This is a genomic window from Nocardia aobensis NBRC 100429 (assembly GCF_000308375.1).
GTDB lineage: Bacteria > Actinomycetota > Actinomycetes > Mycobacteriales > Mycobacteriaceae > Nocardia > Nocardia aobensis.
Genome location: NZ_BAFQ01000164.1, coordinates 50,369 through 68,626 on the forward strand (window position 1 = coordinate 50,369; position 18,258 = coordinate 68,626).

The following is an 18,258-nucleotide window of genomic DNA, read 5'->3' on the forward strand; positions in this document are numbered from 1 at the left end:
TGTGCTCAGGCGTGGTGAGTGAATCCGACCTGACCGGGCTTCCGGTTCGGCGCGAACCCGATCTTCGCCAGCGTCTCGTCGGCGTCGGCGTAGGTGGTGCCGATCTTGTAGATATCGCGCGCCTCCTTGCCGGTGGCGACCTCGCGGCCCAGCTCGCCGGCGATGCGGACCAGCTGCTGGATCTGCTCGACCGAGGTCGCCTTCCGGCCCTTGCGCCCCCAGATGGTGTCCTCGTTACCGCAGCGGGTGTGCAGACCCAGGGCGATCGCCATCGCATTGACCGGCAACACCGAGCGCATCAGCGTCTCGAGGGTCAGGCACGCCCCGTCGGGGACGCGCTGGATGAAATTCATGATGTTGTACGGATTCGGCCCGTCGAAGCCGCCACCGATGCCGACCCAGGTCAGATTCAGCGGACCGGTGTACACCCCGCGACGGATCAGCCGCTCGACCGTCTCGAGCTGCGGAATGCTCGACAGCTGGAAATGCGGCTGGATCCCCGCGGCCTGCAGGCGACGCAGATGTTCGGCGACCCACGCCGGTCCGGCCGGGACGGTCATCTCCCGGTAGGCCTCGGCCAGTTCCGGCCGCTGCATCGAGGTGCCGGCGATATCGTCGGCGGTCATCAGCTCCATGATGTTCATCTGGCTGGTGTTGATCGCGATCGTCACCTGATCCGGTGCGGGATCGAGTTCGGCCAGCATGTGACGAGTGTCGTCGGACAACCACTTCGCCTCGGCGCCTTCGCCTTCGGGCGCGAACGAAATCGATCCGCCCACCTGCAGGATCATCTCCGGAACGGCTTCGCGCAGCCCGGCGAGCAATTCGTTGAACTTCGACAGGCGCTTGGAGCCCTTGCCGTCGAGCTCACGCACGTGGATGTGCAGTACGGTGGCGCCGGCCTCGTAGCAGTCGACCGCCTGCTGGATATGTTCCTCCATGGTCAGCGGCAGATCTTCGCGGAAGTCGTCGGGCTCCCATTCCGGCCCGTACGGCGCGCTGGTGATGACCAGCTTGTCCTGGCTCTCCGGGAACAAGGCGTCGTCGTGAAAGAACATGGCTGTACTCCGATCGAAACAAATTGTGGTGAAATGACTTTCAGAACGGCTTGTCGCCGATGATGCCCGCGCGTTCCATCTTGCGAACGTCGGGGAAGTAGTCCTGCACGGCATAGTGCTGGGTGCAGCGGTTGTCCCAGATGGCGAAGCTGTTCTCGGACCACCGCCAGCGGACCTGATATTCGGGGACACTCGCCTGCCGGACCAGATAGTTCAGCAGTTCCGAGGCACCGGGCGCGTAGTCGATGCCGAAGCGCACGTTCTCCGGCGTGTGGTAATTGACGAAATGTGTGGTGAAGGCGTTGACGAACAACACCTTTTCGCCGGTTTCCGGATGGGTGCGCACCACCGGGTGCTCCGCGTCCGGGAACTGCTCGTGCAGCCGCAGGCGTTCGGCGTCCGGGCGCATCGCGCCGAAGCTGGCCTCGATGGAATGGCGCGCCCGCAAACCCGCGATCCGCGAGCGCACCGACTCGGGCAGCCGGCGATACGCCTCGGCCATATTCACCCAGATGGTGTCGCCGCCGACCGCCGGCGTCTCGACGCAGCGGAGCACGCACCCCATCGGCGGGGCCTCGCGCCAGGTCGCATCGCAATGGAAGGCGTTCTCGTAGTGTTCCGGCGCGCTGTCGAGATCCTTGTAGATGCGAACCAGCCCGGGATGTTCGGGATCACTGCCCAGTACGGGATGGTCCTCCAGCGGCCCGAAACGCTGTGCGAGAGCGACATGTTCGGCGCGGCTGATGTTCTGATTCCGGAAGAACAGCACCTTGTGTTCGAGGAGCAGGTCCTTCAGTGCGGCGAACAGCGTGTCGTCGCGGGCCACCTCGGCCAGGTCCAGATCGAACAACTCCGCGCCGATGGTGCAGGTGAGCGGTCGCACGCCGAACGGTGTGGAGCGCGCCGAAAGACGCACGGGGGCAATGCTTGTCATGACTGTCCTTCCCGGCCCACGGTGAAGACCGACGAGCCGATGCTCGTGCCCTGCTCCAGATCGCGGTGTGCGGTCACCGCGTCCGCGAGCTCGTAGCGTTGATTGATGTCGATGCGAATACGGCCCGCGGCGACGTGGGCGAACAACTCCCCGGCCAGTTCGGCGCGCTCGGCCGGGTCGGCGATGTAGTCGGCCAGTGCCGGCCGGGTGACGAACAGCGAACCCTTGACGGCCAGTGTCATGGCGTCGATCGGCGGCACCGGGCCCGACGCCGTGCCGAAGCACACCAGCAGCCCGCGTCGAGCCAGCGAATCCAGCGAGGATTCGAAGGTCGTCTTGCCGATGCTGTCGTAGACCACGCGGACACCGGCGCCGTCGGTGAGTTCGCGCACGCGCTCCGCGACGTTCTCCCGGGTGTACACGATGACGTGATCGCAACCGTGGGCCCGCGCGATTTCGGCCTTCCGGTCGGAGGAGACGGTGCCGATCACGGTGACGCCCAGCAGCTTCGCCCATTGCGTGAAGATCAGCCCGACCCCGCCCGCGGCGGCGTGGACCAGCACCGTATCGCCGGGGCGCAGCGGGTGGATCCGGCGCAGCAGGTACGCCGCCGTCAGGCCGCGCATGGTCATCGCCGCCGCGGTGTCGAAGCCGATCCCGTCCGGAAGCGCGATCAGATGTTCGGCCGGCATCACGCGCTCCGTGCTGTAGGCGCCGAGCGGACTGCCCGTGTAGGTCACCCGGTCGCCCGGGGCGAAGCCGGTGACACCGGGCCCCACGGCCTCGATCACGCCCGCGCCCTCGACGCCCATTCCCGCGGGCAGGGGCGCCGGGTACAGCCCCGTACGGAAATAGGTGTCGGCGAAGTTCAGGCCCACCGCTCGGTGGCTGATCCGCACCTCGTCCGGACCCGGTTCGCCGACTTCCACGTGCTCCCAGCGCAGCACCTCCGGCGCACCGGTCTCGTAATAGCGAAAGGCTTGTGGCACAGCACATCTCCTCTTTCTGCGGGGCCGGGGCATCGACCCCGCACCGGGTGATGCACTCAACGGTAGGCACAGAATGGGCCAATTGCTTATCTTCACGGGACGCGAAACTTGATATTTCGGGACATCGCCTAACCGGTGCGCTGGCCGATCACCCAGCCGGACGCGACGCCATCGCATCGCTGGTTTCGTTCGCGGGAGCGGGGAATCCTCCCCTCAGAGCGACCCGGATGCCGAGGCGACTCTCGACATCCGGCCGATTTCGATGGATCGACCGATGGGAGCCGGACCATGAACGTTCGACGCGCCGCGGCCGGAGCCGCACTGGCCGCCGCCACCCTTTCCGCGGTGCCGGCCGCCGCCTCCGCCGACAACCCGGAAGACCCCGCCAACGGGATCATTCCGGCCGGGATCTACCACATCACGCAACACCCCGACAATACGATCGGCTCACCCGTGCACAACTGCGACTTGCAGGTATTCGTCGACAGCACGGCCGTGACCCTGGTGTGCGGAAACTCCTCGAAGACCGGCCGGCAGAACGCGGCCGGCCCCGATGAGACCTATGTGACGTTCGAGGGCATGCCGGTCGGATTGGATCTGCGGGATATCGATGCGCGACAGGGGTATTGGGAAGGCACCCTGAATGCCGCCGGAACCTCGATCGACGTCCCGTATCCGATCGCGGGAATCACCCTCCAGCGACGCTGACCGAGCATTCGCGCCGGCATGTCACACTCTTGACCACGGCGTCGTCATACCGGCATGAACATCGCGTATTACATCGTCGGCACGGCAGCGGCACTGTGGATCGGATTCTCCGGCTATTCACTGTTCAACAAGAGCGAATTCGTCGTGGAACCGCTGAACCGGTACGGGGTGCCGCGAAGCTGGTGGAACCGGCTCGCCCTCGCCAAATCCGCCGGGGCGCTGGGGCTCGTGGTGGGCTTCTTCGTCCCGGCGATCGGGGTGGCGGCGGCCGTCGGATTGATTCTGTATTTCCTCGGCGCGATGGCGACCACCGTGCGCGCCCATTCCTACGGGACCACGATCTTCCCGGCTCTGTATCTGATTCCGGCCGCGGCGACGCTGGCCTTGCAATTGGCCCGCTGAGCAGCGCGATCTGGGCCGGTGCGGTACCGTACCCACTTACGAACACCGATGTTCGTAGATGTGAGGAGTCGTCGTGGCGGAATTCGTGTATCGAGGGCGGCGCGTGGTCTACGACCGCGCGGGCCACGGCGATCCGATCGTCTTCATCCACAACGCGGGCGCCCAGCGGCGGATCTGGGACGACCAGGTGGCGTCGCTGCGGGGCCGGTACGAGGTATTCGCGCTGGATCTGCCCGGATACGGGGAATCGGAACAGCCGCGGGGATATCGACTCGCCGACTATGTGGCGATGCTTCGGGCCTTTCTCGACGAGCACCGGCTGAACCGGGTGGTGCTGGTCGGAAATTGCCTGGGCAGCGCGACGTCGCTGAGTTTCGCGATCGACGATCCGGCACGGCTGCGTGGATTGGTACTGATCAATCCGCTCACCTGGAATACCGTGCGGCACGGGAATCAGGCGCCGCTGATGTGGTTCGACCGGTTCGCGCCGCTCGCGCCGTTGGCCCGGCGGCTCGCGCTGCCGAAGGCACTCGTCGCACTGATCGTCGCCCATCAGCTGGGACCGCGCGGGCGCGACCGGGAATTACAGAAAGACCCACGCCTGCAGGCGCATTGGGCCGACCGTGGCCGCCTGCTCGCCCTCGACCGGCTGGTGCAGGACTTCCCCGCCTTCGCCGCGCTCGACGAATTCACTCCGGGCCCCGAGTTCCCGCCGATATGTACCGTCTGGGGTCGGCGCAATCGGATCCTGTCGGCGGCCGCCGGCGCGCGGCTCGACGAAACATTATGTCCCCGTGAACGTCTCGTACTCAGCGACTGCGGACATCTGCCGATGGTCGAGGATCCGGAGACGGTGACGTCGGCGATCACCACCTTCCTGGCCGGACTCCCGGCCACGAAGGAACATCTGTCTCGCTGAGCGAGACGCCCTCGGACGCTTCCGAATCCGCCGCGCTACGGTCCGGCTCCCCGCACGTCGCGTGTGACACACCGCACCCGAACCGGGGCCGGGCGTCACGAGCGCCCGGTGGATCGAGACGAGGGGGCGCCCCATGAAGATTCGGATCTCGACGATCGCGGCAGTCTGCGCCGCAACACTGGCCGCGGCGGGGACGGCAGCGGCCGATCCGGCCCCGGCGTTCGTCACCTACCATGCCGAAGCGACCGACAGCGGTTCGGTGACAGTCGAATTGACGCACGGCACCTTCGCCGTCGACCCCGGCGTCACCGCGGTCACCATCCGGGACGAGGCGGGACGCGTGCTCGATGCCCTGCCGCTGGCCTACGCGATCGGCGACCAGCGCATGCCGATCCGCGAGCAGATCGGCGCGGATGCGACGACTCTCACGCTGACACCGGACACCGCGGGCCTGCGCCGCGCTGCCCTCACCCCGGTCGCCTCCCCGCTGGAGAACCAGCTCGCGATGAACGACCTGGTCAATGCGGTCAGTATCGGCACGTCCGTCGGCGCGCTGATCGGCACGGCGGTGGGCGCGGTCCTCGGCGTCGGGCTCGGAATCGCGCTCGCGGGCGCCTCGTGTGCGGTGCTGAGCGTCGCCTGTGTGGTCGCCGTGCTGCCGATCGTCAGCCTCGCGGGGGCCGCGGGCGGTGTCGCGGGCCTGGTCCTGGGCGGCGGTCCCGCCACCGCAGCGGGGCTCTACCGCTATGTCACGACGCTGCTGGCACCGCCGGGAACCAGCGAATACGCCCCCGATCTGCGTGGCCGGCCCGGCGTGCCGGACACCGGTCGCTGAGGGCGGGAGGCGAAGATGTCCCACCGTACGATCGCCGCGCTCACCGCGGCCACCGCGGCCCTGACCGCGTCCGTCACCGTCGCCACCTCGTCCGCCGAGCCGCCCGGGCCGAGTATCGAAACCGTTTCGGGTGCGGTCGTTCTCAGCGGTTTCGACTCCGGCGCATTCAGCGCGGGTGCCGACGGTTCCGTTCGCGTGACCGTGGACGGCACTCGCGTCGCGACGCTGCCCGCGAGCTTCACCGTGGACGGCGTCGCCCACCCCATCGACATCCGCATCGGCGACGGCGGGCGAACCCTCACGATGACACCGGATATCGCGAAGCGCCCCGCGGCTTCCGCGATGGAGAACCAGTTGGCGCTCAACGATTTCGCGACCATCATGTCGCGCGGGCCGGTGATCGGGACGGTCGTCGGCACCGTGCTGGGCGCCCTCGTCGGCGCCGCGGTCGGAGCGAGTACCTGCCTGGTGGTGGGTCCCGGCTGTCTGGCGACGATTCCGGCGGCCGTCCTGGCATTCGCCGGCGCGGGCGGTGTCGCGGGCACGGTGCTGGTCGGCGGCGGTGCGCTCGCGGCGGGATTGTGGAACTACCTCACGGTGCTGCAGGCGCCACCGGGACAGAGCTCCTACGCCGGGCAGGGCGGAATGCTCGACCCGAACGGCACCGGCGCACCGGACGCACAGCTGCAACTACCCAGCGGATCCGCGAACGGCCTCGGCGCCGGATCGGCGTCCGGATCCGGCGGGTGAGCTCGGCGTACCGAATGGATAACTTGCCCGTCGCGCACCGCGGGCGGCTCCTACCATCGGTACATGTCCGAGGTAGCCGCAGCTCAGCTGCCTCTGACCATGCTCGAGCGCGCCACCCTGGTGATGGACCTGTTCCAGGCGCCGGATCGGCATCTGACGCTCGGCCAGATCGCCGTCCGCACCCGGCTGCCGCGCGCCACCGTGCATCGGATCGTGCGGCAGCTCATCGCACTGGAGTGGCTCACCCACGGCACGGACGGTTACGCGCTGGGCCGGCGCGTCCGCACGTGGAACGCCGATACCGCGCGACTGTCCCGGTTACGTGCCTGCGCGGCGCCGATACTGCACGAATTGCTGCTGGCCACGGCGGCCGTGGTCCATCTCGGGGCATTGGACGGCGGGGAGGTGCTCTACCTGGACAAACTCGGCGGCCACGCGGCGACGGCGGTGCCCACCCGGGTCGGGACCCGGGTGGCGGCCCACCGCAGCAGCCTCGGCCGGGTCGCGCTGGCGCAACTGCCACCCGAAGATGTCGAAGCGCGAGTGACCGATGTCGAGCCCGGATTCGATCTCGCGGCGCTGCATCGCCGTCTACATCGAATAGGTTGTCGCGCAACCGATTACGACGACGACGAATTCGGATCCGGGTTGGCCGCGGTGGCCGTGGCCGTCGATGCGTCGGCGGCGGTGGGTGTCGTCTGTGATCGTCCGGCAGCGCTGCGGCGGATCGCACCGCGGGTGCGGGCCGCGGCCGCCGAGATCCGCGGGGGGCTGACGCCGCGGTCGCGGCAGGTGAGCGATCACCATCGCCCGCGACCGTCACGGTGACGGAGTGGTCTCGATTTGCGCCGATACGCCTCACCGTCGCTAACACCCACCGACCGGGCGCGGATCACACGATGACGGCACCGATCGCATCAGGAGACCGCCCATGCGCTCCCACACCCGACTCCCTCATATCTCCGGCCACCGGCAGCTCCGGGCCACGGAGATACTCCGCGTCGTCACCGTCGCGACCGGGGTCGCAGTCACCGCCACCCTCGTCGCCTGCTCGACCGACTCACCGGCTTCGGAAGGACCGAACACCGTCGGATATCGGTCGATGACGCAAGCGCCCGCCGGGAACACCTCCGGCGAAACCGACGACAGCTCCGGCGGTTTCGAGCGGACACCGGCCGGACCCGCCGAAATACCCTCCGCACCGACGTCCGACCTTCCCGTCGTCTCTCCGGCCAGCCCGGCCGCCGGCGACCGTCCACCCGCCGGCACCGCCTTCCCCGGCGAAGGCATCAGCGGCGACGCGGCCGAACAGTTGCAGCAGTCGGCCGACGCCGGTCACCAGCCGTGGCGGCTGGACGAGGACGCCGTCGCGCGCGCCTTCGTCTCCGGGCGCTTCGGCTGGTCGCGGCCGACGATCACCCACGACGGCGCCTACCTCGCGGTCGCGACCGGGCCGAACGGACAGCGGGTCTCCCTGCAGTTGTCCCAGCCCGCCCGCAAGAACAACGGCGGCGTGTGGGTCGTCGAATCGGGCATCTGGTTGTAGTGCCCGCGCGGCCCTCGATCCGCGTCGGGCATGCTGGGGAGATGCGTGTGCTGGTGGTGGAGGACGAGCCCCGGCTCGCCGCGACCCTGCGGCGCGGCCTGGAACTGGAGGGTTTCGTCGTCCAGCAGGCTCATACCGGGACCGACGGCCTGTGGTGGGCGACCGAGGACGACTTCGACGTCATCGTGCTCGACATCATGCTGCCCGAATTGAGCGGCTACGAGGTGCTGCGCCGGCTGCGGGAACGCGACATCTCCACCCCGGTGCTGATGCTCACCGCCAAGGACGGCGACTACGACCAGGTCGACGCGCTGGATCTGGGCGCCGACGACTATCTCACCAAGCCGTTCTCCTTCGTCGTGCTCACCGCGCGTCTGCGCGCCCTGCTGCGCCGCCGCGCACCACAGCAGCCCGACATTCTGGCCGCCGGTGACCTGCGGCTGGACCCGCGGCGACGCTCGGCCTCCCGCGCCGGTGCCGAATTGGCCCTGACGCCCAGGGAATTCGGGCTGCTCGAATATCTGTTGCGGCACAAGGGCAGCGCCCTCACCAAAACCGAGATCCTGCGCAACGTCTGGGATGCGCACTACGACGGCCCGGAGAATGTCGTCGAGGTCTATATCGGGTATCTGCGCAAGAAGATCGATACGCCGTTCGGCAGCAACAGCATCGAAACCCTGCGCGGAGTCGGCTATCGGCTGATCGACTCGGAGGTCGCGACCGCACCGGAGTGAGTCACCGGTCCGGTGGTCCCGCCGGCGGCAGTTCGACGACGAATCGCGCACCGCCCCAGGGTGATTCGGCCACGTGCACCGCGCCCCCGTGGGCCGCCACGATCTCCGCGACGATCGCCAGCCCGAGGCCCGAACCTCCGGTCGTCCGGGACCGATCGGCCTCGAGTCGCACGAAACGATCGAATACCCGCATGCGGTCCGCCGCGGGAATGCCCGGTCCGTCGTCGTCCACGACGATGCGGGCGGCGGACGCTCCCGGCTCGGAATTCTCCGCGACCGCGATCACAATCCGCGAACGCGCGTGGGCGAGCGCGTTGTCGACGATATTGCGCAGTGCCCGCGCCAACCGCTCCGGATCACCGACGATGCGGGTCGGGCGGATGTCCGTCTCGACCGTCCTCTCCCCGCGCAGGCGAGCGGCGGCGGCCGCGGACTGGGCGATATCGTCGAGATCGACGTCACCCGTGCGTAATTCGAGTCCCTGCTCATCGGCCGCGGCCAGGGTCAGCAGATCGTCGATCAGCCGCCGCATGCGCTCGGCTTCCGGGAGCAGCGTGCCGTCGATCAGTTCCGCGTCCACGATTTCGGGGCGGTGACGCGCCAATTCCAGTGCGGCCGTGACCGTGGCGAGCGGACTGCGCAATTCGTGGGAGGCGTCACCGACGAAGCGGCGCTGGGCCCGGTGCCCGGCCTCGACGCGCGCGAGCATATCGTTCATCGTCTCGGCCAGCCGGGCGATCTCGTCGCGCGGCGCCGGCACCGGCACCCGCTCGGACAGTTCGGTGGCGCCGATCCGGGCCACGCGCTCGCGGATCGCCTCCACCGACCGCAACGAGCGGCCGACCAGCAGATACGTTGCCGCGGCGGCGGCCAGCACCACGATCGGCGCCCCCACCGCCAGCAATGCTCCGACCCGGGCGACCGCACGCTCGACCGATTCGGTGTCGACCGCGACCAGCACCTGATATCGGCCCGACGGTGTCTCGGCGACACGGCTCGCGACCCGCAAGTCCTCGTCATATCCCGATGAGGCCGACAGCCCGGCGGCACGTCGCGCTCCCGCCGGTGGCGTGGCGAGTACTCCGTGCGGATCGTCGAATCCCCAGATCACCGTCCCGTCGGGGGCGACGACCTGGGCCGCCGCGATGCGCCCGTCCTCCGCGCGCGTGAGTTCGCGCACCCGAGCCGGGTCGTGTTCGAGCGTCTCCGCGATCTCGGCGGCCCGGGCCTGTGCGGCACCGTCGAGTTCGTCGATCAGCGAACGGTGCAGCAACCAGACCATCGCGCCCGCGGCGACGAGCAACACGACACCGACCGCCAGGGCCGACACGAGGGCAGACCGGATCCGCACCCCCCACCGCGACGGATGTGTCCAACGCCGGAACCGATGCACCCACTCATCATCGACCACGACGGCCCATCATCGACCACGACGGCGGCGAGCCCGTCACGATCTCAGCGTCGTCTCAGCGACGGGCGGGCAGAATGCCGCCGTCCCTGTGTCGAGACGGTCGCCGGCTCGCGGCCCGGAAAGGACTACCACGTGACCAACCCGGCACCGGCCCGTACCGGATATAAGCTCCCCCAGGTCACGGCATTGTTCTGGGTTCTGAAGATCGCCGCGACCACCCTGGGCGAGACCGGCGGCGATCTGCTGGCGCAGACCCTGAAGCTGGGCTACGCGACGGCATCGCTGCTGTTTCTCGCCATCTTCGTGGTCAGCCTCGTCGCTCAGTTGCGCGCCCGACGTTTCCATCCCGCCCTGTATTGGACGGTGATCGCCGCGACCAGCACGGCCGGCACCACCATGTCCGATCTGATCAACCGCGGCCCGGGTTCGGACACCTCGACCGACGGCGGACTCGGCTACGGCGCGGGTGCGGCGTTGCTGATCAGCGGCCTGGCGATCGTCTTCGTGATCTGGCGGTTCAGCGGGCAGACCTACGACGTCTCGAATATCCGGACGCTGCGCGGCGAGATGCTGTACTGGGCGGCGATCCTGCTGTCGAACACCCTCGGCACCTCGCTCGGCGACTACCTGTCCGACAGCTCCGGCCTCGGTTACGGCGGTGGTGCGGCACTGATCGGCACGATCATGGTGGTCATCCTGCTGGCGCACTACTTCACGCCGATCTCGGGTGTCGTCCTGTTCTGGATGGCCTTCATCCTCACCCGGCCGCTCGGCGCCACCGCGGGTGATCTGCTGTCCAAATCGCACAGCAGCGGCGGACTGGGGTTCGGCACCTACGGCACCTCGGCGGTCCTGTTGGCCATTCTGGTCGCGGGCATCGCCTACAGCCATGCGAAGGCCGCCCGGACCGCACCGGAGCAGGCCGACGACGATCTGGTCCGGGTCATCGAATAAGCCCTGGGAGAACATCGCGTCCAGGCTCGTAACCTGGATTCATGCCCGAGCTCGCGACCCTGCCGACGACAACCGGCCTCGATCGTGCGGTGGAGGTGCTGGCGGGCCGGCGGATCGTGGTGCTGACCGGGGCCGGCATGTCCACCGACAGCGGTATCCCCGACTATCGCGGACCGGATTCGCCGCCCCGCAATCCGATGACCTATCAGCAGTTCGTCGGAGATCCGGTGTTCCGGCAGCGCTACTGGGCGCGCAATCACGTCGGCTGGCGGCGGATGGACGCCGCGCGGCCCAATCTCGGCCATCGCGCGCTGGCCCGGCTCGAACGTGCGGGCGTGGTCGGCGGGCTGATCACGCAGAACGTGGACCTGCTGCACACCAAGGCCGGGCATCGCGCCGTCATCGATCTGCACGGCACCTATGCGCGGGTGCGCTGTCTGTCGTGCCACGGCCTGATCTCGCGTATGACGCTCGCCGACCGGCTGGAGGCGGCCAATCCCGGCTTCGCCGAACTGGCGACGGCGACGGGTATCGAGGTGGCGCCGGACGCCGATGCCGTGGTCCGCGAGACCGACAGCTTCCGCATGGTCGACTGTGGCCACTGTGGCGGGATGTTGAAGCCCGATATCGTCTACTTCGGCGAGAACGTCCCGAAAGACCGTGTGGCCGAAGCATTCTCGATGGTCGACGCGGCCGATGCGATGGTGGTCGCGGGTTCCTCGCTGACGGTCATGTCGGGGCTGCGATTCGTCCGCCGCGCGGCGAAATCAGGTAAGCCGGTGGTGATCGTGAACCGCGGCGCCACGCGAGGTGACGAATCGGCCATCGTCCGTATCGATTCCGGCTGCTCGCCCACCCTCGCGGCGCTCGCCGACGCGCTGATCCCGCCCGACGGCGTCTCCGTATGACACGAGTAGCCGGTGGACCGTGGTCCACCGGCTACTCGCACACGATGTTCAGTTCCAGCCCGGTTGGGCCTGCCGTTTGACCGACGACGAGTTCGCCAGGATCTCCAGGTCCTCGAGGAACCGTTCGATACTGTCCGACTTCGCCTCGGGGGTGGCCACCTGGTCGCGCACCTTCTCCTCGGTGATCGCCAGCATCGCGGCCGCCAGATCCGTTTCCAGATCGCGCACCATCTGGCGACGCAGCTGGGCGACCTGATCGCGGCCCTGCCGTCGCACCCGTTCGACCTCCGCCGCGGCCGCTTCTCGCATCTGCGCCACGATGTACTCGGCGTCGGCGCGCGCGTCGGCGCGAATCTGCTCGAGTTCGGTGTGCGCTTCGGTGAGGGCGTTCGCGTAGGAGCGCTTGGCCTCCTCCAACTGCTGTGCCGCGTGATCGCTTTCGGTGAGCTGCTTGGCGATCGCGTCCTGGCTCTTGGCCATCAACCTCTTCACCGGCGGGACGACCCATTTCCAGATGATGTAGATGATGACGGCGAAGCCGAACAGCTGACTGAAGAAGACCGGCCAGTCGAAGGTGATCTGGTATCCGCCTGCGGCAAGCACACCGCCGCTGGTGTCAATCATTACGAATCCCTGCCCCTCCTACGACCGGCGGTGCCGGCGTGGCGACTGTCACCGATCACCTGATCGGCGAGCGATTGGGCCAGCGGCTCGACCTCGAGTCGCAGCTCGGACTTGACGCGGTCGGCCTCGGCGCGCAGATGGGCAGCGGATTCGGCGACGATGCCGTCGACCTCCTGCTGTGCCTGCGTCCGCAGGTCGTCCATGATCGCCCGGCCCTGGGCCCGTGCCTCGTTGCGGATGTCGGCCGCCTCGGTACGGGCCTGTTCCAGCGCCGTCTCATATTTCGCCTGGGCGTCGGCGAAGACCTGTTTCGCCTCTTTGGCGTTGGCGGCGGTCGCCTCCACCCGCTCCTCGCGTTCGGTCAGCACCTTGCGGATCGGCGGAACGACGAAGAACCAGATGACTCCGAGCACGATCAGGAAAATGATCAGCTCGACGAAGAAGGTGCCGTTGGGGATGAGGAAGTTCCCCTCGGCCACCACATCGGTTCGCGCGGACATCTCGCCGATTACTTACCGGGAGTTGCGAATACGAACAGCGCCATGAACGCGAGGTTGATGAAGTACGCGGCCTCGACCAGACCGACGGTCAGGAAGAAGTTACCGCGCAACCGGCCCTCGGCCTCGGGCTGCCGGGTGACGCCGTTGATCAGTGCCGAACCGGCCAGACCGTCACCGATACCCGCGCCGATGGCGCCACCGGCCATGATGAGGCCACCGCCGATGAGGGCACCCTGGACGATTGCTGGATCTGCTGCCATTTTCTCTTCCTGTTCTCCAACGTTGACCGATCGGTGGGGCCGATCGGGACTGCCGTTCAGTGGTTTTCGTGCTCCAGCGTCATGGATTGGCTGAAGTAGAGGACGGTCAAAAGCGCGAAGATGAACGCCTGAATGGCGCCGACGAACAAGTCGAACAACTTCCAAATGGCGTTGGGGCCCCACGCGATCCAGTACGGGAACAGTGCGATCACCGCGACCATGACGCCGCCGGCGAACATATTTCCGAACAATCGCAGCGACAGCGACAACGGCTTGGCGATCTCTTCGATGATGTTGATCAACACCATCGGCCCCCACCCCGTGTGGCCCTTCAGCAACTGTTTCACGTGCGTCACCGGACCGCGGCGTCTGACACCCGCGGCGTGGTAGAAGACGAAGACGAACAATGCCAGGGCGTAGACGAAATTGACATCGGAGGCCGGGGGGAAGATGAATTCGCCGCGGCCGTACTGCATCGGCAGCACCGATATCCAGTTCGACAGCAGGATGAAGGTGAAAAGCGTTACCGCCAACGGCAATACGAAGGGCGCGATACGCATGCCGATCGCGGACTCCACCTGCCCACGCATCTGCACGGTGACGGTTTCGAAGAACAACTGGACGCCGTTCGGTACGCCCGAGGTGATCTTCATGCGAAGGAAGAGAGCCAAGGCGATGACGATCACCGCGGCGACCGCCGTCGAGAGGATGGTGTCGACGTTGAACGTCAATCCCCAGAGTTCGGTGGTGGCGTGGTGACCTACTTCGATCTTCGGCTCTTCATCGGCCAGGATCATCGTCGCGATAGTGCTGCTCATGACTGCTGACGGAGCCCTCTCCACTCGGGCACGACGGTATGCAAGACGAGGATCACCTGGAACAACGCGAGTCCGAAGAAGATGCCCACACCGTTCGGGCGCGTCAGGAACGCCACGATGATCGCCAGCACGGTGACGATGATCAGCCGCGCGGCCGTCGACAAGGCCAGCGCCTGCTTATTCGGCGATTCCGAGCGGGTGATGCCGGTGACCGATCGCAATGTCAATTGCGCGTTCAGCCATCCCAGCCCCAGCCCGATACAGATGAAAACACCCAACATCAACCGATCCAGCGGACCGGTCACCACCAAAGCCAGCACACCGAATGCGGCTACCATGTAGCTCGCACGGCGCAGCCGGAGTTTGTCGATACTCACTGCGACACCACCATCGCCGCCATCCCACCTCGTAGTAGGTCGTGATCGAGGTCAGCTTACACAGACCAACCTTCTTGCGTAGCAACATTTTTGATCTTCATATACTTGATCTTGAATTTTGCGCCGGACGCTCCGGGCGAATAGGCTCAGTCATCGACCGGCTATCGTCTTCTACGCCGTACGACCTGCAAATGAGGGCGTTTTCCGGGACATTCGGACGCCGCTCGCAGCGGTGCGGCAATGGTAAATCAACGGTCAATACTCTGCCGTGAAATGGTAAAATCATCGGCGCGTCGCAACTGCAATTTGTCTATATTGCCCGAATTGTCGAGATTTCGATTCGTCGATTCATCTATGCCTTATATATGTGCGCCCCGGGCGTCCGAGGGCGGTGCCGCCGAAGCCCACCGCCGGCCCCGGACACCCCGGCAGGGGCGGCGACACGGTCCGCCGCGATGTCCTACGGCTCGGCAATCCCACCCGTCGGCCCAGGTCAGGTCGCACAAATTTCGTGTTCTACCAGGCATTCCCGGACAATTTACTGTCGAGGGGTTACCGTGACGTCTGCTGGGTACATCACCCACCGGGTCGCTCCGGCCCGCCCGATGAGGGAAACCGAAGTCCCGAGAGACGCCTGGTGGTTTCTGGTCTCTCGCCATGCTTGGTCGCAGCTTCACACGTTGAGGAGGCAGTACCATGAGCAGTAACCCGTCAGGCTCGGATTCCTCGGGTCCGTCCGGCTCCAGTCCCGTCGAGTACGACGACTCCTTGCACTACCCGGAATCGGCGTACTCGGCCTCGTTGGAGGACGCTTCACTGGCGGACTCGGAATCCTTGATCTACCGGCTCCACGAATCCGGCGCGCCCTTGCACATCGTGATGGTCGCACCGCCGTACTTCGAAGTGCCGCCTGCCGGTTACGGCGGCGTCGAAGCCGTGGTGGCTCAACTGGCGGACGCACTGGTAGCACGTGGGCACAAGGTGACCCTGCTGGGCGCCGGCCGCTCCGGGACTACCGCCCGGTTCATCCGGGTATGGGACGACATCCTCGCCGATCGCCTCGGCGATCCGTTCCCGGAGGTTCTCAACGCGCTCAAGGTTCGGCGCATCATCACCGAACTGGCGCAGACCGAACGGATCGATGTCGTCCACGACCACACCTTCGCGGGGCCGCTCAACGCTCCGATGTACACCGCCCTCGGCATTCCGACCGTGGTCACGGTGCACGGTCCGGTCGACGGGGAAGCGCAGGAGTACTACACCTCGCTGACCGATACCGCGCAGTTCGTCGCGATCAGCGATCGGCAGCGCTCACTCGCGGAGAATCTCAACTGGGTCGGCCGCGTCTACAACACGGTCCGCCCGGCCGAATGGCCGTTCCAGACCCGCAAACAGGACTTCGGCCTGTTTCTGGGGCGCTATGCCCCGTACAAGGGTCCCGATCTGGCCCTGCACGCCGCGCACGAGGCGGGGATCCCGCTGGTGCTGGCGGCGAAGATGAACGAGCCCCCGGAGAAGGCCTACTTCGAGAACGCGGTGCGGCCGCTGCTGCGCGACACCGATTTCGTCTTCGGCGAGGCCGATCAGATCGCGAAACGGCTGCTGCTCGCCTCGGCGCGCTGCCTGCTGTTCCCGATCCGCTGGGAGGAGCCGTTCGGCATCGTGATGATCGAGGCGATGGCCTGCGGCACCCCGGTGGTGGCTCTGCGTGGCGGCGCGGTCGAAGAAGTCGTCGACCACGGGGTCACGGGCATCATCTGCGACGATCCCGCCGAACTGCCCGCGGCCATCGCCGCGGCCGACGAGATCGACCCGGCCGCCTGCCGGCGCCGGGTGGTGGAGAAGTTCTCCGTCGACCAATTGGGCGCCGGATACGAATCCGCCTATTACGCGGCGATCGACAAACTCGCCGGTGTCCCGGTACCCGTCGCATCCGACGGCGTTCCCCTGATCCGCCCGCTCTCGGCCGTCGGAAACGGCTGATTCGCAGGCGAATCCACCCGCATCCGGTCCGCGTCTCGCACGACCGGATGCGGGCGTCCTCGCCGATCGAGTCGCCGCGGGCATCAGCGGGGCAAGCCGCCGAAGCGCCCTTCCCACCGCACCAGCACATCGGCCAGGATGCGGGCGAGTTCGCGCTGGTCGTCGTCCGGTAGTCCGGACAGCAATCCCGCCTCGTAGGCCAGCTGGCGCGGCATCAGCCGATCGATCAGCGCACGGCCGTCCGCGCTCAGCGCGATATGGGAGACCCGCCGGTCCCTGGTATCGGCCCGCCGGCCGACGAGCCCGCGCTCTTCCAGTCCCCGCAGCCGTTTGGTGACAGCGGCGGGCGAGGCGAACGTTTCGCGTGCCAGCCGGCCCGGCGTGAGTTCACCGCCGACGCGCCGCAGCGCCAGCAGAATGTCGAATTCCGGTCGCGCCAGGTCCTCGTCGCCCAGCGGTGCGTCGGCGACCTGTTGCAGCAGCGCCGCACAGCGAGTGATGCGGCCGATCACCGCGATCGGACTCAGATCGAGCTCGGGGGCGGCCCGCGCCCACTGCCGCATCACCTCGGCGACGGCATCGTCGGCGGTGTCGGCGACGGCGCCGCGCGTTCCGGCCGGAGTCCGCGCGGTCATCACGACACCGCCGCGAGGGTCCGGACCGGCAACCGATCCAGCAGCTGATGTCCGGTGCGTTCCGCGGCGACGATGCGTTCGTCGGGAAGCGGCGCGCTCCACCACTCCCCCGCGGCGGTGTCGGCGCAGGTGCGCACCTCGATCAGGGCGGCCGCGAGCCGAGCCCGGTCGGCGGGACCGCCGGTACCGGAGTCCACCGCCCGGCGGGCGCGGCCGATCGCGGCATCGAGTTCGCCCAGCGCCGCCGCCACCCGGTCGGTGATCCGGCGATTGGGTACGGCGAAACAGATCAGGACGGCGATCACCGCACCCACGCAGGTGTCGAGCCAGCGATCGAGTCCGAGTTCGGAGGCCGGGCGCGGAGTGGCGAACTCCACCATCGCGAGAGCCATCGGTGTGATGAACACCGAAGCGACCCAATAGTTCCGGGAGATGGTGGCCTCGACGATCACCTGACAGACCAGAGCCATCACCACCAGCGCGACGGCGCTGTGCGCCCACGGCGCCACCGCCGTGAACAGCGCGACACCCACCAGATTGCCCAGCACGCGTTGCACAGTACGCTGCCACGACTGCGCGGTGTTGGCGACGATCAGAACGGCGGCGGTCATCACCGCCCAGTACGGGCGATTCACGCCCAGCGCCAACGAGATCCAGCCCGCGGCCGCGGAACCGAGGGTGACGCGGGTGGCGAGCGGCAGTCCGGCGGCACCGGGCAGGAAGGCACGGCCCACGCGCCGCAACGCCGCACCGCGGACGCCTCCGGTTCGGCCGAGGCCCATACCGCGAATCTCCGACTCTTCGGCTGCGGCGCAATGGATCCGGGGGATGTCGCGGCCGCGGCGCAGGGTGCGCGCGTACTGCTCGAGGGTGTCGGCGTCGATTCGGGTTCGCTCCCGAGTTGCCGTGAAAT

At 67.5% G+C, this 18,258-nt stretch carries 22 protein-coding genes; 11 read left to right on the top strand and 11 right to left on the bottom strand.

The genetic code is table 11. The annotated features are described in order from the left end of the window. Positions 1 to 5: 5 nt before the first annotated feature. Genes RJ03_RS21760 through RJ03_RS21770 form a run of 3 tightly spaced genes read right to left on the bottom strand, consistent with a single transcriptional unit; the run spans position 6 to position 2,981 of the window. Positions 6 to 1,058, bottom strand: coding sequence for a beta-keto acid cleavage family enzyme (locus RJ03_RS21760; protein ID WP_036505324.1), 1,053 nt, complete (start codon positions 1,056 to 1,058; stop codon positions 6 to 8). Positions 1,059 to 1,098: 40 nt separating this feature from the next. Then, positions 1,099 to 1,992 carry a TauD/TfdA dioxygenase family protein gene (locus RJ03_RS21765; protein ID WP_036505325.1) on the bottom strand — a complete coding sequence of 298 codons (894 nt, stop codon included), beginning with the start codon at positions 1,990 to 1,992 and terminating at the stop codon, positions 1,099 to 1,101. Then, positions 1,989 to 2,981 carry a quinone oxidoreductase family protein gene (locus RJ03_RS21770; protein ID WP_036505328.1) on the bottom strand — a complete coding sequence of 331 codons (993 nt, stop codon included), beginning with the start codon at positions 2,979 to 2,981 and terminating at the stop codon, positions 1,989 to 1,991. Before RJ03_RS21770 ends, RJ03_RS21765 begins: the two co-directional genes overlap by 4 nt. Before the next feature lie 288 nt (positions 2,982 to 3,269). Here RJ03_RS21770 and RJ03_RS21775 point away from each other — a divergent pair, with 288 nt between their 5' ends. From RJ03_RS21775 to RJ03_RS21810, 8 genes are all read left to right on the top strand, one after another. Further along, the gene (locus tag RJ03_RS21775; protein ID WP_036505330.1) at positions 3,270 to 3,689 is read left to right on the top strand and encodes a hypothetical protein; all 420 of its coding nucleotides are present in this window, start codon (positions 3,270 to 3,272) and stop codon (positions 3,687 to 3,689) included. A 54-nt stretch (positions 3,690 to 3,743) separates the two neighbouring features. Beyond that, positions 3,744 to 4,091, top strand: a complete 348-nt coding sequence (locus RJ03_RS21780; RefSeq protein ID WP_036505332.1) for a DoxX family protein — start codon at positions 3,744 to 3,746, stop codon at positions 4,089 to 4,091. 73 nt (positions 4,092 to 4,164) lie between these two features. Beyond that, a complete protein-coding gene (locus RJ03_RS21785) occupies positions 4,165 to 5,010 on the top strand; it encodes an alpha/beta fold hydrolase (protein ID WP_036505334.1) in 846 nt (281 codons plus the stop codon). Positions 5,011 to 5,143: 133 nt separating this feature from the next. Continuing rightward, complete coding sequence (locus tag RJ03_RS21790) at positions 5,144 to 5,845, top strand: DUF8020 domain-containing protein (protein ID WP_036505337.1); 702 nt, start codon at positions 5,144 to 5,146, stop codon at positions 5,843 to 5,845. 15 nt (positions 5,846 to 5,860) lie between these two features. Next, a complete protein-coding gene (locus RJ03_RS35145) occupies positions 5,861 to 6,595 on the top strand; it encodes a DUF8020 domain-containing protein (protein ID WP_051025038.1) in 735 nt (244 codons plus the stop codon). Between the two features lie 63 nt (positions 6,596 to 6,658). Beyond that, positions 6,659 to 7,423 (top strand): IclR family transcriptional regulator, encoded by a 765-nt coding sequence (locus RJ03_RS35150; RefSeq protein WP_063064487.1) that lies wholly within the window; start codon positions 6,659 to 6,661, stop codon positions 7,421 to 7,423. Positions 7,424 to 7,697: 274 nt separating this feature from the next. Then, positions 7,698 to 8,141, top strand: coding sequence for an acyl transferase (locus RJ03_RS35155; RefSeq protein ID WP_157121864.1), 444 nt, complete (start codon positions 7,698 to 7,700; stop codon positions 8,139 to 8,141). A gap of 41 nt (positions 8,142 to 8,182) precedes the next feature. Beyond that, positions 8,183 to 8,875: a response regulator transcription factor gene (locus RJ03_RS21810; RefSeq protein WP_036505339.1), complete on the top strand. Its 693-nt coding sequence runs from the start codon at positions 8,183 to 8,185 to the stop codon at positions 8,873 to 8,875. 1 nt (position 8,876) lies between these two features. Here RJ03_RS21810 and RJ03_RS21815 read toward each other — a convergent pair whose 3' ends face one another. Next, complete coding sequence (locus RJ03_RS21815; protein ID WP_245552355.1) at positions 8,877 to 10,205, bottom strand: sensor histidine kinase; 1,329 nt, start codon at positions 10,203 to 10,205, stop codon at positions 8,877 to 8,879. A gap of 213 nt (positions 10,206 to 10,418) precedes the next feature. On the opposite strand from RJ03_RS21815, the gene RJ03_RS21820 reads away from it, so the two are divergent. Both RJ03_RS21820 and RJ03_RS21825 read left to right on the top strand, forming a co-directional pair. Further along, the gene (locus tag RJ03_RS21820) at positions 10,419 to 11,240 is read left to right on the top strand and encodes a COG4705 family protein (RefSeq protein ID WP_036505340.1); all 822 of its coding nucleotides are present in this window, start codon (positions 10,419 to 10,421) and stop codon (positions 11,238 to 11,240) included. A gap of 41 nt (positions 11,241 to 11,281) precedes the next feature. After that, entirely contained in the window at positions 11,282 to 12,148 is an 867-nt protein-coding gene (locus tag RJ03_RS21825; RefSeq protein WP_051025044.1) for an NAD-dependent protein deacetylase, read from the top strand. A 48-nt stretch (positions 12,149 to 12,196) separates the two neighbouring features. Here RJ03_RS21825 and RJ03_RS21830 read toward each other — a convergent pair whose 3' ends face one another. From RJ03_RS21830 to RJ03_RS21850, 5 genes are read right to left on the bottom strand one after another with little or no spacing between them, the layout of a single operon-like run. Then, a complete protein-coding gene (locus tag RJ03_RS21830; protein ID WP_051025046.1) occupies positions 12,197 to 12,772 on the bottom strand; it encodes a F0F1 ATP synthase subunit B family protein in 576 nt (191 codons plus the stop codon). Beyond that, on the bottom strand, positions 12,772 to 13,272 hold the full coding sequence (locus RJ03_RS21835) for a F0F1 ATP synthase subunit B (protein ID WP_036505341.1): 501 nt from the start codon (positions 13,270 to 13,272) through the stop codon (positions 12,772 to 12,774). Before RJ03_RS21835 ends, RJ03_RS21830 begins: the two co-directional genes overlap by 1 nt. Positions 13,273 to 13,280: 8 nt before the next feature. After that, positions 13,281 to 13,532, bottom strand: a complete 252-nt coding sequence (locus RJ03_RS21840; RefSeq protein ID WP_025352811.1) for a F0F1 ATP synthase subunit C — start codon at positions 13,530 to 13,532, stop codon at positions 13,281 to 13,283. A 56-nt stretch (positions 13,533 to 13,588) separates the two neighbouring features. After that, entirely contained in the window at positions 13,589 to 14,350 is a 762-nt protein-coding gene (atpB, locus tag RJ03_RS21845) for a F0F1 ATP synthase subunit A (RefSeq protein WP_174372335.1), read from the bottom strand. Next, complete coding sequence (locus RJ03_RS21850) at positions 14,347 to 14,727, bottom strand: ATP synthase subunit I (protein ID WP_030515130.1); 381 nt, start codon at positions 14,725 to 14,727, stop codon at positions 14,347 to 14,349. Before RJ03_RS21850 ends, atpB begins: the two co-directional genes overlap by 4 nt. An 879-nt stretch (positions 14,728 to 15,606) precedes the next feature. Here RJ03_RS21850 and RJ03_RS21855 point away from each other — a divergent pair. Continuing rightward, positions 15,607 to 16,710: a glycosyltransferase family 4 protein gene (locus RJ03_RS21855; RefSeq protein ID WP_167331998.1), complete on the top strand. Its 1,104-nt coding sequence runs from the start codon at positions 15,607 to 15,609 to the stop codon at positions 16,708 to 16,710. An 83-nt stretch (positions 16,711 to 16,793) separates the two neighbouring features. On the opposite strand, the gene RJ03_RS21860 is transcribed toward RJ03_RS21855, so the two are convergent. Beyond that, a complete protein-coding gene (locus RJ03_RS21860; protein WP_051025048.1) occupies positions 16,794 to 17,345 on the bottom strand; it encodes a MarR family winged helix-turn-helix transcriptional regulator in 552 nt (183 codons plus the stop codon). Then, a partial coding sequence (locus tag RJ03_RS21865; protein ID WP_036505346.1) for an FUSC family protein occupies positions 17,345 to 18,258 on the bottom strand: 914 nt, incomplete at its 5' end. The genes RJ03_RS21865 and RJ03_RS21860, both read right to left, overlap by 1 nt.